The sequence below is a fragment of the Alkalicoccus daliensis genome (assembly GCF_900103955.1).
GTDB classification, from domain to species: domain Bacteria; phylum Bacillota; class Bacilli; order Bacillales; family Salisediminibacteriaceae; genus Alkalicoccus; species Alkalicoccus daliensis.
In genome coordinates this window covers 19,027-31,699 of the sequence record NZ_FNIL01000012.1, presented here as the reverse complement: position 1 = coordinate 31,699, position 12,673 = coordinate 19,027, and the positions used below count along the sequence as shown (strand labels likewise).

Sequence of the window (12,673 nt, the reverse complement as noted above, 5' to 3'; positions counted from 1 at the left end):
TTAATTAAAGAAAGCAGGTGGCACCGATGCGCGTGACGCAATCGATGATTACGATGAATTCGTTATCTCACTTAAGCAACAGCTATGAACAGTTGAAAAAATCCCAGGACCAGCTTTCCACAGGAAAAAAGATCTCCCGGGCCTCCCAGGATCCCGTGGTAGCAATGAACGGCATCCGCTACCGCACGCAGGTCACGGAGACAGAGCAGTTTAAGCGGAACCTTTCCGAGGCGTATAACTGGATGGATTCTGCCGATTCCGCGCTTGATCAGACAACGCAGGCCCTGCACCGGATCAGAGAACTTACGGTACAGGCGTCGAACGATTCCTATGAAGCCGGTCAACGCGCAAACATTGCCAAGGAAGTAGCGCAGCTGCGGGAGCATCTGGAATCGCTTGCGAATACAAAAAATAATAACAAGTTTATTTTTAACGGTACGAACACCACAAATGCTCCGGTAAACAACGCAGGGATGGATGTAGGCTATACAGTCCTGCAGAATCAGCTGGGTGAATTTGAAGGAGCGGTGGAGGAGTTCCCGCTGGAAGTTTCTTTCCGCGGCAGGATGTATCAGCTGCAGAGCAACGAAGGCGGGACTGCAGTATTCAGCAACCCGAACGGAAGTTCCATCGAGTACACGATGGAGGGCGGGACGGTAACCGGAGCTGCTTACCGGTATGATGAACAGAACATGGACGGCGAAACAGTCCGCCGGACAGAAAACCTTTCGGAAACACAGGCAGTGATTTCTGAAAGGACCGCTGTATCAAATAACGGGCGCAATGTCGAAATAGAACTGCTGAAAGGTGTAAAGGTAGGGGTAAGTATTTCGCCGCAGAATGTGTTTAACAACCAGCTGTTCGGTGATTTAAAAGCTCTGGAAAATGCACTGAACGATCCACTGACACAGACAAAAGAACTGACAGGAATGCTGGAAGTGATAGATACGCACGTAAATAATGCAGTGAATGAGCGGGCGGAGCTTGGTGCGAGAGTGAACCGGGTGGAAATGATGGACCGCCGCGTGCAGGAGCAGGAAGTTATCGCAAAGCGGATCATGTCAAATAACGAAGACGCAAACATGGAAGAAGTTATTACACAGCTGATGTCGCAGGAAAATGTACACCGGGCAGCACTTGCTTCCTCTTCCCGCATTATGCAGCCATCGTTAATGGACTTCCTCCGCTAATGTAGAAAGCGGGTGATCGGCGCATGGATCTGCCGAAAATTCAAATAAGCCAGACGAATGCAAAGATTGGGATGCAGTCACATAAGCCGCAGATGTCGATTCAGCAGCGAAGTGCCGATATGAAAATTCATCAGGATCTGCATAATAATCTGTCCATGCAGACGACAGATGCGGAAATTCACATTGATCAGTCCGCAGCATTTGCGGATGCAGACGTGAAAAATATCCTCCGCAGAAATGAAGAGTTCGCCGACAAGGCAAACCAGAACGTGATGGAATACGTGGCGAAGGTGGCCCGGGACGGCGAGCAGATGAAGCGTATTGAAAATCCAGGAGAGGTAATTCCCCGGCTTGCCGAAGGACGCGGCCTGCAGCCGGAGCGCCAGTTTGACCTGAGAAACATCCCGACAGGCATGGACAAAGTACGGATCAGCCATGTTCCTGCGGAGCTGTCGATTCATTTTGACTGGCCGGCAGTGGAAATTGATGTGCAGAAGCATCAGCCGGTATCCGATATCCCGCGCTGGGAAATCAATACCTATCTTGCGCAGAAAAATCAAATACAATTTTCTGTTGCCGGCAGCAGTATCAACCGGCAGCTTTAAACCTCGCAGAGAACTTGCTGCGGGGTTAAACTGCAGGTAAAACTTCACCTTTTCAAATGTGAATGCTTTCTTTATAATGTTTTCATAACCGTAAAAATCACATGTAGACAGTGAAGGATGAATAAAAGAGAAAGGATTTCCGATCTGTCTTCTTCTGAACAGGCTTATCCATTGCCAAATCGGCTCTTTAAACTGCCCTTAAACCGGTGGCCATCACTTCATTCCCTTTTTATATTCAGCATATTTTTTATCGTGCTCTTTCGCAGCAGGTAAAACTGTATAGTGAAATTGATTTACAGAAAATAAAGTATATCAATATATTTCCAGTAGAAAGTAAGTTACTTTTGAAATTTTAGTGACACAGATCACATATTTTAGGTTAAACTATATAGAGTTAACCCTTGGAGGGATTATTTTTGAATATCCATACAAAATACAGCGGCGAATTAATTATAGAGGAATCAGAGATCATTAAGTTTCCGCAGGGCATTCCGAGCTTTGAAGAGGAAAAGCTTTTTGTGCTGCTGCCATTTTCTGATGCACCCGGACCGTTTTACATACTGCAGTCGATAGAAACGCCTGCGCTTGCTTTCGTGCTCATGAATCCATTTCAGTTTTTCCCGGACTATGCAGCAAAGCTCTCCGACCAGACGGTGGAAGCGATGGAAATTGCAGAAGAAACAGACGTCTCTCTTTTTGTTATACTGACTCTTAAAGACACGTGGGAAGAATCATCTGCAAATCTGCGCGGACCGATTGTAATGAATCATGTGAAAAAGCTGGGAAAGCAGATTATCCTGAATGAAACTGAGTACACGACACGGCACGCACTGCCGGTACTGGTGAAGGAGGGGAAATAAATGCTCGTCCTTTCCAGGAAAGTAAATCAGTCAATTAAAATTGGCGATGATATGGAGCTTACCGTGATCAGCATTGAAGGAGACCAGGTGAAGCTGGGAATCGATGCACCAAAAAATGTCGATATTCACCGAAAAGAAATATATTTAGCGATACAAGAAGAAAACACGAATGCATCTGACGCAAATCTTGATATACTGAAAAATTTGTCGAATGGAATCTCCGGCAGTTAAAATAGGAAATAAATTATAATAAAGTAGCAAATAAAAGAATAAAATGGATGAAACAAACAAAAAATATAGGTATTAAGTCTTGATATTAATCATTTAATTATTAAAATTGTGAAAAAATCATGCCTATCGAATCTTGTCGCTTTATTTCTAAGCGTGTAGTGTTAACATAGAACTGATTAACCAAGGGAGGATCCTTACCCATGATCGAAAATTACTCTGTCCCACAAACCATTGTAAATGATCAAGTACTTGTTATAGATTACGATCATTATCTATCCCAGACGTCCGAAAAGCGTCTTCTGGAAACGCTTGCTGCAAAGCGAGTCATGATCGAGCAGGACATCACCTGCACTGTAGAAAATATGAGAAACATATTTTTATTAGTGGAAAACACCTCCACGGAAGTATTAAAATGGGTGGAAAGCATCCTGCACCGTGCGAAAGATGCACGCGTACTGGTGGTTACCGTAGGGCGTCCAAATGTTTCTTTTATCCCGTACCTTTCTCAAAAACTATCCGGAATCCTTTCTTTACATAGCTTGTATAAGCACGGCGCAAACGTGCTGAAGGCAATCGACGAATTCGGTGTATTCCTTGAGCAAGGGCTCCATTCCGAACTGGTAAAGCATCTGCATGAACAGAAGCTGCGCGACCGTCCGATTAAACGCTTGATTTTGAGGGAAGAAGAGGTACAGTACCGGCTTACAAAAAACGAGCGGACCGTGCTACAGCACATTTTAGACGGACACAATAACCGAAAAATTGCAGAGCTGATGTATCTTGCACCATCTACAGTAAGTACTGTGATCAGCCACCTGCTGAAGAAGCTTGAAGCAAATGACCGCACAGACGCGATGGTAAGAATTATCCGAAACGGCTGGGTGGATGCAGTCAGATAATAAACAACGCAGGGAATAAAAATACACTGGAGTGAAAATACTCTGGTGTATTTTTTTGTTTGATATTAAAGAGTTATTGCATTTCATTGTGAATGGAGTGTCGGTTGTTTCATTTTTGGAGAGTTATCAAGTTGTTCAGGTCAGCTTCGGTTAGCCATAATTTATATAGTTGATCTTCAATTCCACTTTCTGGATGGAGATTTTTAGAAAATTACGCATTTCTTCAGGTGTTTTATCCCTGTGCTAAGCATTCTCTCAACTTTTCAATTAACAATTATAAGTTTAAACAAATCTTTATCAAAATATTTTTAAATAAATAATCCTAAATCCCTAAACATTTTATTTCGCCCTCCGATATTAGTGAGGAAGGCACACAAAGTACTGGCGGCCGACAGTTACTACGTATGTCTAAATACACAAACTTCCATCACAAGGATGTGACAGGAAGCAAATATCAAGGAGGATATTTTATTATGATTATTAACAACAATATTTCTGCAATGAACACGCATCGTCAGCTAGGACAAAACCAAAATGCAATGCAAAACTCTATGGAGAAACTCTCTTCTGGACTTCGTATCAACCGTGCAGGTGATGATGCGGCAGGTTTAGCAATTTCCGTGAAAATGCGTGCACAGATCAATGGTCTTGATCAGGCTAGTCGTAACGCCCAGGATGGTATTTCTTTAATCCAGACTGCAGAAGGTGCTTTAGATGAATCACATTCTATCTTACAGCGTATGCGTGAACTTGCAGTTCAGTCAGCGAATGATACTAATACTGAATCAGATAGAAATGAAATTCAAAAAGAAGTTAATCAGTTAACTTCTGAACTAGATCGTATTTCTGATACGACTGAATTTAATACACAAAACCTTTTAAATGGAGATATTGGGTCTGCGAAGTTTTCCGATGAATCCATTAAAGTAAATAATAATGATTCTCAAGCTTTCGGTGAAATGTCAATTACAGCGGATACTGAAGATATCGTCAATGGAACTTACAATGTGAAAGTAGAAGGCTTAACCGTTAGTGAGGAAGATGGTAGTGTTGAGTCGTATCAAGTTAATATTACTGATTCCAACGGTAATTCTGATACAGTTACTGTTGCTCATGACGAAGAAGACTTCGAACATAATGGCATTACATTTGCATTTAATGGTACTGATAACGCAGAAGCAGGAAGTGCTCTAGTAGGACAAGAAGCTACAGTTACTACCAGAGAAGCTGTAGCTGAAGGTGGAAGCAATGCACTTTCATTCCAAATCGGAGCAAATTCTTCTCAAACGATTAATGTAGGTATTAATGACATGAGTTCTTCAGCTCTTCATGTTGATAACGTGGATTTAACAACTGCAGCTGGTGCAGGAGCTGCTCTCTCTGCTATCAATGATGCTATTGAAACAGTTTCAGCCGAACGTTCTAATCTAGGAGCTACTCAAAATCGTTTAGAGCATACTATCTCTAACCTGGACAACTCTTCTGAAAACCTATCCGCTGCGGAATCTCGTATCCGTGACGTAGATATGGCTGCAGAAATGATGGAGATGACTCGTGCGAACATCCTTTCTCAGGCGTCTCAGTCTATGTTAGCTCAAGCCAATCAGGCGCCTCAGTCGGTGTTACAGCTACTGGGATAATGATTGACACGGGCGTCTTATCCGGTAACGGGTAAGAGGACCACTGGGTGAATTGCTGGAACTTCCTAAAGCCTGGTCAACCACAGCGGAGCTGGAAACAGCAGACGTCAAGGTTTGAAAATGACGAGGATAGATGGATAATCAGCAGCCAAGCTCCTGTCGCGAAAGTGTGGAGAAGGTTCAACGACTAGGATAAACCATCTAAGGTGAGAGCTACGATGATGAAATCCGTAGGGCAGCTACCGCTGTTCGAAGTGCCCAGCCCCTGCAAAAATGCAGGGTGAAGATATAGTCTAACCAATGATCGAAAGACATTGCGGCAGTGCAGGCCAACCAACAGCCACAAAGCGTACTTCAGCTTCTTGGTTAATATTCTTTTCATATTTAGAGACTCCAGCTTCAGCTGGAGTCTCTTTTTTGGTGGTCTTCCGCATGTATTTGGTAGTTCTGCATCTTTTTTAAGAGCGTTGCATGGTGTATTCCTAAACTTTTGGCTGTTTTTCTGATGGAGCCGTGCTGATGGAGTGCTTCTTTAATAAGTTGGGATTCATAGCGACCGACACGGTTTTTCAGGTCAGTATTTTCATATGGAACGGAAACGAAGTGGCTGGGAAGCGCAGTGATATCGATCCGTTTCCCGGGAGTGGAAACAACTAGATTTTCAATGGTATTCTTTAGTTCTCTTACGTTTCCCGGCCAAGGGTAATGAAGCAGTGCCTGAAATGCATTATCAGTTAACTGTTTATGGATTTTGTACTTTTCACAGAAGAGCCGCATAAAGGTGTGGAGTAATTCATTTACGTCATCAAATCTTTCTGCCAGAGGAGGCACTTCTAACGTAATTACGGCAATCCGATAATAAAAATCTTCGCGGAATTTATTTTCTTCTATCAGCTTGGGTAAATTTCTATTGGTAGAAGATATTAATCGAAAATCAGCTTTCCTGGCTTCACTGCTGCCGAGACGCTGCACCTGTTTTTCCTGCAGGACACGGAGCAGTTTTATTTGAATATCGAGCGGCATTTCTCCTATTTCATCAAGCAGCAGCGTTCCTCCATGCGCCAGCTCCAGCAGACCGAATTTCCCTTCTTTTTTTGCTCCGGTAAATGTACCTGGTTCATATCCGAAAAACTCTGATTCCATTAAACTATGGGGTATGGCCCCGCAGTTTACTTTTATAAAAGGACCTTCCTTTAATGGGCTTAATTCCTGAATCGCGTTGGAAACTACTTCTTTACCCGCTCCTGTGGGGCCGGTAATCAGGACGCTGGTAGGGTAAGGTGCTATCTGTACAATCATTCTGTAAAGGTCACGCATAGTTTTACTTTTAAAAATTAAATGATGATCGAAGTTTTTCTGTGTAACAGCGTATTCATTATTTTGCAGCTCAAGCATACCCTGCGCTTTCTCCAGCTTTCTTGAAGCGGAATTCAACTGCGTAACATCGTTTATTGTGGTGATCACCATTTCAATTTCGTTTTTATCATTCCAAATAGGGTGTCCTGTGACCGAAGCTTCCACCCGGTCGTTAATTTGCTGGACGAGAGAAACTATTTTACGTTCTTTGAAAACCAACAGGGAAACTGAACGGCTGATGTAGCCTTCTTTTTCCAGGTCCTTCATGTTCCTTCCTACCAGCTGAGCCCTATTTAACCCCGAAAGCTTTTCATAAGCTTTATTCACCATCAACGTGTTCGCCTTACCATCAACAACATAAATTCCTTCCTGCAGCAGTTCGAGAATATTAATATAATCTTTCGAAAGAAGTGTTTTCATAGCTTTCCTTTCTCGTGGTTATTAAATACACCACATGGTTATTTTTATAACCGTAGCTGAAAAACTCTTTGTAAGCGCTATCAATTTGATTGTTATATTTAAAATACCATATTTAGTGGTTAAAAAAAACACCACAGACGAAATTGAAATGGCGCTGTGCACGTTTTTAAAAGTTGGCACGGGTCTTGCGTATATTAAGAGTACAGTTTAAAAGAAGGGAGCGATACAGGTGAATAAACCCGTAATCGTATCTGCAGTAAGAACTGCTATCGCAAAAAAAGGAGGAAGCCTGTCTTCGCAACAGCCTTATGAATACAGCGGATCCGTCATCCGGGAAGCGTTGAACCGGGTAAATATAGAAAATAAGGATGTCGCAGATGTTATTTTCGGAAATACGTTATCCAGCTATGGAAACATTGCCAGAGTTTCAGCACTTCACGCGGGGCTCGAGGAGACCACTCCGGGGCTTACGATCGACAGGCAGTGCGGTTCTGGAATCAATGCAGTATTTCTCGCGGCGCAGTTTGTACAGACGAGCGGAAAAATTGCAGTAGCAGGAGGAACGGAAAGTATGACGCACACTCCCTATTTACTTGCTCCGTCAGCGAAACCTTTCGATACCAGGCCGCCGGAATTTCTGCCGCGTGCGCTGACACCTCCAGAATGGAACGACACGCCGATGGGGCTTACTGCAGAAAATCTTGCAGAAAAATATCATATATCTAAAGAAGAACAAGACAAATTTGCTTATGAAAGTCAGCAGAAAATGAAAAAAGCGATGGAAGAGGAACGATTTAAGGAACAGATCCTGCCAATTGCAGTAACAGATAGAAAAGGCAATGTGAACCATTTTCAAATCGATGAACATCCGAGACCCGACATAAACATAGAACAGTTAAATAATCTTAAGGCGGTATTTAAAAAGGAAGGATCTGTAACGGCAGGTTCTTCCTCTGGATTAAATGATGCGGCAGCGGCGCTCGTAGTAATGTCTGAAAAAGAAGCAGAAAATAGAAATCTGGATGTTTTAGGTGAAATCATCCATACGGCTGTGGTAGGAGTAGCACCCGATTACATGGGCATCGGGCCGGTGCCTGCGATTCAAAAAGTGCTTGAGGAAGCAGAAATGACGCTGGAGGAAATAGATCTGGTAGAAATAAATGAAGCTTTTGCGGCTCAGGTGCTCGCCTGTCAGCGTGAATTAAAGATAGCCCCGGAGATGCTGAATGTTTCCGGTGGCGCAATAGCACACGGTCATCCAATTGCAGCGACAGGTGCTATCTTAATTACCAAAGTGCTTTACGAATTAAAAAGGCAGAATTTAAGCACGGCAATTGTCAGTGCCTGTATCGGCGGTGGTCAGGGGATTGCAATGATTCTAAAGAGACCGGAGGGGGAGAAGCATGAATAACTATATTGAAAAGGTAAGTGTTATCGGTGCAGGAGCGATGGGAGCACAGATTGCAATGAGTGCTGCCTTAGGAGGATGTGAAGTCACACTGCATGACATAAAAGAAGAACAGTTAAAAAAAGCCGAGGCAGAGCTGCAAAATATACTTAACCGAAAAGTAGAGAAAAAAAGAATGCCTAAAGAAATAGTAGAGAAAGCTTTTCAGAAGCTGAATTTCTCTACAGACCTGGAGGAAGCTGTGGCGGAAGCGGACCTGGTAATAGAAGCCGTGATAGAAAATTTAGAAATCAAAAGGAAAGTATTTTCTGCACTTGATAAGGCGGCACCTGCCACTGCGATACTCGCTACCAACAGCTCTACGATTGTGAGTTCCCAGTTAGCGGATGCTACTTCGAGAGCAGAGAAAGTGTGCAACATCCACTTTTTTAATCCGGCCCTGGTAATGGAACTGGTAGAAGTAGTAAAGAACCCGCAGACTTCGGAAGAAACAGTTTCCAAAGCAATGAAATTTGCAGAAGATATCGGAAAAACGCCCATACTTCTTAAAAAGGAAATTTACGGTTTTACAGTCAACCGGATTTTAAATGCAGTATTCGATGAAGCGATCTACTTAATGGAGGAAGGAATAGCAACGATCGAAGAAATAGACCTGGCGTGTACGAAAGGATTAAATTATCCGATCGGGCCTTTTAAATTAATGGATCTCACCGGCATCGATGTGAACTATCATATTAGAAAAATTAAATATGAAGAAACCGGTGAAGAAAAAGATTATCCGCAGAAAACGTTAGTGCAGAAATATGAAGAAGGTAAATTAGGCAAAAAAAGTGGAGAAGGCTTTTATCAATATTAGAAAAGAGGATGCATATGAATCAATCGGAAGTTACCTGTGAGATAAAAGAGACTGCCGCCTATATTACGATCCACCGTCCCGAAGTATTGAACGCTCTCAGCTTGAAAGTGGCAGAAGAAATTGCAGATGCTGTCAGGCAGTGTGACAAGAGAGAAGATGTGCAATGCATCGTTATTTCGGGAGAAGGAGAAAAGGCTTTTGCTGCAGGAGCCGACATTGAAGAACTGAAAAATAAAAAATCGCAGGAAATGATGGAGCCGGGTGGTATGCAGGAAATTTTTACAGCAATTTATCAGTGCAGAAAGCCTACCATTGCAAAAGTAAAAGGCTATGCGCTTGGCGGAGGATTTGAATTAGCGCTTGCCTGTGATATCCGGATTGCTGCAGAAAATGCGAAGTTTGGGTTTCCGGAGCTGAATCTCGCCATTCTTCCCGGAGCAGGAGGGACCCAGCGCTTAACCAAAGTTGCTGGAGAAGGACGTGCCTTATATTTGTGTTTAACCGGTGAAATTGTAAATGCACAGACAGCGCTGGAATGGGGAATCGTAAGTGAGCTTCATCCCCTGGAAAGCATAGAGGACCGGGTAAAGAAATTAACTGAAAAAATCTCCAGTAAAGGCCCTCTTGCCGCGGAGTTAACGAAACTGGCTGTGAAACAGGGGGAGGGAGCACAGGGATTGTTAATAGAAAAAATGGCACAGGCTGTTTTGTTTGAAACGAAAGATAAGCAGGAAGGAATAGAGGCATTTCTTGAAAAAAGAAAGGCAGTTTTCCAAGGACATTAAAAACAGGCAGAAAAGGTGAAGAAAATGACATATGAACTTAAGTTTCCTGCAGTTTCGAAATTTGGCTGGAGCATTACTGATAGTCTCCATCAGGAAGTGGATGCTCTGAAAGCTTCAAAAGTACTGATTATTACAGATGAAATTTTAAAAGAATTACATGTAATTAAAGAAATAATTCAACATCTGGAAAAACAATTTGAAGTGAAAATTTATTCCGATGTAGAAGCAGAACCATCTCTGGCATGTGCCCAGTCGATTGTAGATTACACAAAAGAACAGCGTGTGGACTGCGTGATCGGGCTGGGAGGAGGGAGTATACTGGACATTGCAAAAATTGCAGCGGTCTTATCAGCGCACGAAGGAGAAGTAAAAGATTATCTCAACATAAGCGGAGAACGGAGCATTAAGCATAAAGGACTTCCTAAAATTTTAATACCGACTACTTCAGGTACGGGCAGTGAAGTTACCAACATTTCTGTATTGTCGCTGGATGGGACAAAGGATGTCATTGTACATGAACATATGCTGGCAGATGTAGCACTTGTAGATCCGGCATTAACAATGTCAGTGCCGCCCGCGATCACAGGAGCTACCGGTGCGGATGCAATTACACACGCAATTGAAGCATACTTATCAAATCAGGCAAATACTGTAACAGATGCACTTGCGCTGAAAGCAATTGAACTGATCCATGGATCACTGGAAGCGGCAGTAATAAACGGAAATGACCGGGAGGCAAGGGCAGCATTAAGTGAAGGAAGCTTTCTTGCTGGAATGGCATTTTTTCACGCCGGTGTGGCCGGTGTTCATGCGCTTGCTTACCCACTGGGAAGTAAATTTCAAGTGGCGCACGGAGAGTCCAATGCCGTTTTACTACCGTATGTGATCTCCTACATCAGTGGAAGCTGTCCCGAAAAAATGAAAAAAGTAGCATCTCTGATTGATCCTTATTTTGCCGAAGAAAAACAGTATTCATCCAGCGATTATTTATCATTATTAAAACAATTCACTGGAAGAATTCATATTCCTGCCTCTCTCAAGCATTACGGTATAAAGCTGGAGGACTTAAAGGGACTGACAGAAAATGCAATGGAGCAGCAGCGATTGCTGCAGAGAAGCCCTTATCCGCTTGCGAAAGAAGATATTTATTCTATATATAAGAGTGCCTGGGAAGGCGCAGAGAAAGCAGCACCGAAAACGTCCTATATCCCATAAGCAGAGAAAGGAGGAAGAGTATGTATACAACTGTGATAGTCCCGAGAGTTTCCGAGACAGATGGCGTAGGCCATATCAACAATGCCACCCTGCCGGTCTGGTTTGAAGCAGGCCGTCTGGAAATTTTCAAGCTGTTTACACCGGACTTATCCTTTCACCAATGGAAGATGATTATTGTAAAAACTACGCTTCAGTTCAAGCATCAAGTTCACTTTGGAACTGATGCAGAAGTAAGAACCTGGGTGAAGAGAATAGGAAACTCCAGTCTGGAGCTGTATGAAGAACTTTGGCAGAATGAAACACTCTGTGCGCAAAATGAAGCAGTATACGTAAACTTTGACCTGGCTGCACAAAAATCAGCAGCAATTCCTGAAGTGATAAAAAGAAAGCTCAGCGAACACACCGTGGAGGAGGAAAATAATGAAGGAAGCACTCGTACAGCACTCACTGAATAAAGGGATTGCTACTATTGCACTGAACCGGCCGGACAGTCTCAATGCACTGAACAATGATATGATTGCCGATCTGATTCATCTTTTCCAGCAGTTTAATTTAGATGAGCACGTAAGAGTCATCGTATTAGAAGGAAAAGGCAGGTCTTTCTGCGCAGGGGATGATTTAATTGATATGGGCACAGAAAAACACCCGAATCCCAAGGAAAAACTGACGGAATTTAGAAGAGGATATCCGGAAGTCGTCCTGGCGATGAGAAAGACAGAAAAGCCGATTATCGCAAAGATTCATGGGCACGCACTCGGAGCCGGGCTGGAAATTGCGTTAGGGGCGGACATTATCATTGCTGCTGAAAAAACAAAGCTTGGTCTGCCGTTTGTATTACGTGGCATTGCAGCCGGAACATCACTGCTGCCGCAGATCATTGGTTATCACAAAACGAGTGAGCTGTTATTTACCGGAAAAATGCTAACTGCAAAAGAAGCGGAAAGCCTCGGGATAGTGAATGAAGTAACTTCAGATGAAAAATTGAAAGAAAGCGTAGATAAGCTGACGGGAAATTTATCTTCCGCTGCAACGAGAGCAATTGGGCTGATGAAGCTGGGACTGAACCGTTCATTGAATAAAACAATGGAAGAAGCCTTTGATGAACAGTCTTATCTCACAACATTATCTTTCCATACTGAAGATTTTTCGGAAGGCAAAGAAGCTTTTACTCAAAAAAGGGAGTCGGTATTTAAAGGACTGTAAAGAAG

General features: G+C 43.0%; 13 protein-coding genes. 12 read left to right on the top strand and 1 reads right to left on the bottom strand.

The window, feature by feature from the left end; all coding sequences use genetic code 11:
• The first annotated feature begins 26 nt into the window (after positions 1 to 26).
• From flgL to BLP92_RS14900, 6 genes are all read left to right on the top strand, one after another.
• The gene (gene flgL / locus BLP92_RS14925; RefSeq protein WP_090843757.1) at positions 27 to 1,190 is read left to right on the top strand and encodes a flagellar hook-associated protein FlgL; all 1,164 of its coding nucleotides are present in this window, start codon (positions 27 to 29) and stop codon (positions 1,188 to 1,190) included.
• Between the two features lie 23 nt (positions 1,191 to 1,213).
• On the top strand, positions 1,214 to 1,795 hold the full coding sequence (locus tag BLP92_RS14920; RefSeq protein WP_090843756.1) for a DUF6470 family protein: 582 nt from the start codon (positions 1,214 to 1,216) through the stop codon (positions 1,793 to 1,795).
• A 416-nt stretch (positions 1,796 to 2,211) separates the two neighbouring features.
• Positions 2,212 to 2,655, top strand: a complete 444-nt coding sequence (gene fliW / locus BLP92_RS14915; RefSeq protein WP_090843755.1) for a flagellar assembly protein FliW — start codon at positions 2,212 to 2,214, stop codon at positions 2,653 to 2,655.
• Positions 2,656 to 2,886, top strand: a complete 231-nt coding sequence (gene csrA, locus BLP92_RS14910; RefSeq protein WP_090843754.1) for a carbon storage regulator CsrA — start codon at positions 2,656 to 2,658, stop codon at positions 2,884 to 2,886.
• A 200-nt stretch (positions 2,887 to 3,086) separates the two neighbouring features.
• The gene (locus BLP92_RS14905) at positions 3,087 to 3,785 is read left to right on the top strand and encodes a helix-turn-helix transcriptional regulator (protein WP_090843753.1); all 699 of its coding nucleotides are present in this window, start codon (positions 3,087 to 3,089) and stop codon (positions 3,783 to 3,785) included.
• Between the two features lie 473 nt (positions 3,786 to 4,258).
• On the top strand, positions 4,259 to 5,425 hold the full coding sequence (locus tag BLP92_RS14900; protein WP_090843752.1) for a flagellin N-terminal helical domain-containing protein: 1,167 nt from the start codon (positions 4,259 to 4,261) through the stop codon (positions 5,423 to 5,425).
• 399 nt (positions 5,426 to 5,824) lie between these two features.
• On the opposite strand, the gene BLP92_RS14895 is transcribed toward BLP92_RS14900, so the two are convergent.
• A complete protein-coding gene (locus BLP92_RS14895; RefSeq protein ID WP_090843751.1) occupies positions 5,825 to 7,201 on the bottom strand; it encodes a sigma-54 interaction domain-containing protein in 1,377 nt (458 codons plus the stop codon).
• Positions 7,202 to 7,430: 229 nt separating this feature from the next.
• Between BLP92_RS14895 and BLP92_RS14890 the strand changes: the two genes are divergently transcribed.
• Genes BLP92_RS14890 through BLP92_RS14865 form a run of 6 tightly spaced genes read left to right on the top strand, consistent with a single transcriptional unit; the run spans position 7,431 to position 12,668 of the window.
• Positions 7,431 to 8,612, top strand: a complete 1,182-nt coding sequence (locus tag BLP92_RS14890) for a thiolase family protein (protein ID WP_090843750.1) — start codon at positions 7,431 to 7,433, stop codon at positions 8,610 to 8,612.
• Positions 8,605 to 9,465 (top strand): 3-hydroxyacyl-CoA dehydrogenase family protein, encoded by an 861-nt coding sequence (locus BLP92_RS14885; protein WP_090843749.1) that lies wholly within the window; start codon positions 8,605 to 8,607, stop codon positions 9,463 to 9,465. Before BLP92_RS14890 ends, BLP92_RS14885 begins: the two co-directional genes overlap by 8 nt.
• Positions 9,466 to 9,479: 14 nt before the next feature.
• Positions 9,480 to 10,250, top strand: a complete 771-nt coding sequence (locus tag BLP92_RS14880; RefSeq protein WP_090843748.1) for an enoyl-CoA hydratase/isomerase family protein — start codon at positions 9,480 to 9,482, stop codon at positions 10,248 to 10,250.
• Between the two features lie 24 nt (positions 10,251 to 10,274).
• Entirely contained in the window at positions 10,275 to 11,465 is a 1,191-nt protein-coding gene (locus BLP92_RS14875; RefSeq protein WP_090843747.1) for an iron-containing alcohol dehydrogenase, read from the top strand.
• A gap of 20 nt (positions 11,466 to 11,485) precedes the next feature.
• On the top strand, positions 11,486 to 11,920 hold the full coding sequence (locus tag BLP92_RS14870; protein WP_090843746.1) for an acyl-CoA thioesterase: 435 nt from the start codon (positions 11,486 to 11,488) through the stop codon (positions 11,918 to 11,920).
• Positions 11,886 to 12,668, top strand: a complete 783-nt coding sequence (locus BLP92_RS14865; protein ID WP_090843745.1) for an enoyl-CoA hydratase/isomerase family protein — start codon at positions 11,886 to 11,888, stop codon at positions 12,666 to 12,668. The genes BLP92_RS14870 and BLP92_RS14865 overlap by 35 nt, the downstream gene beginning before the upstream one ends.
• Positions 12,669 to 12,673 lie beyond the last annotated feature (5 nt).

Coding starts and splice junctions, on each gene's coding strand:
- flgL (WP_090843757.1), top strand. CDS start 27: ATGCGCGTGACGCAATCGATGATTACGATGAATTCGTTATCTCACTTA.
- BLP92_RS14920 (WP_090843756.1), top strand. CDS start 1,214: ATGGATCTGCCGAAAATTCAAATAAGCCAGACGAATGCAAAGATTGGG.
- csrA (WP_090843754.1), top strand. CDS start 2,656: ATGCTCGTCCTTTCCAGGAAAGTAAATCAGTCAATTAAAATTGGCGAT.
- BLP92_RS14905 (WP_090843753.1), top strand. CDS start 3,087: ATGATCGAAAATTACTCTGTCCCACAAACCATTGTAAATGATCAAGTA.
- BLP92_RS14900 (WP_090843752.1), top strand. CDS start 4,259: ATGATTATTAACAACAATATTTCTGCAATGAACACGCATCGTCAGCTA.
- BLP92_RS14895 (WP_090843751.1), bottom strand. CDS start 7,201: ATGAAAACACTTCTTTCGAAAGATTATATTAATATTCTCGAACTGCTG.
- BLP92_RS14885 (WP_090843749.1), top strand. CDS start 8,605: ATGAATAACTATATTGAAAAGGTAAGTGTTATCGGTGCAGGAGCGATG.
- BLP92_RS14880 (WP_090843748.1), top strand. CDS start 9,480: ATGAATCAATCGGAAGTTACCTGTGAGATAAAAGAGACTGCCGCCTAT.
- BLP92_RS14875 (WP_090843747.1), top strand. CDS start 10,275: ATGACATATGAACTTAAGTTTCCTGCAGTTTCGAAATTTGGCTGGAGC.
- BLP92_RS14870 (WP_090843746.1), top strand. CDS start 11,486: ATGTATACAACTGTGATAGTCCCGAGAGTTTCCGAGACAGATGGCGTA.
- BLP92_RS14865 (WP_090843745.1), top strand. CDS start 11,886: ATGAAGGAAGCACTCGTACAGCACTCACTGAATAAAGGGATTGCTACT.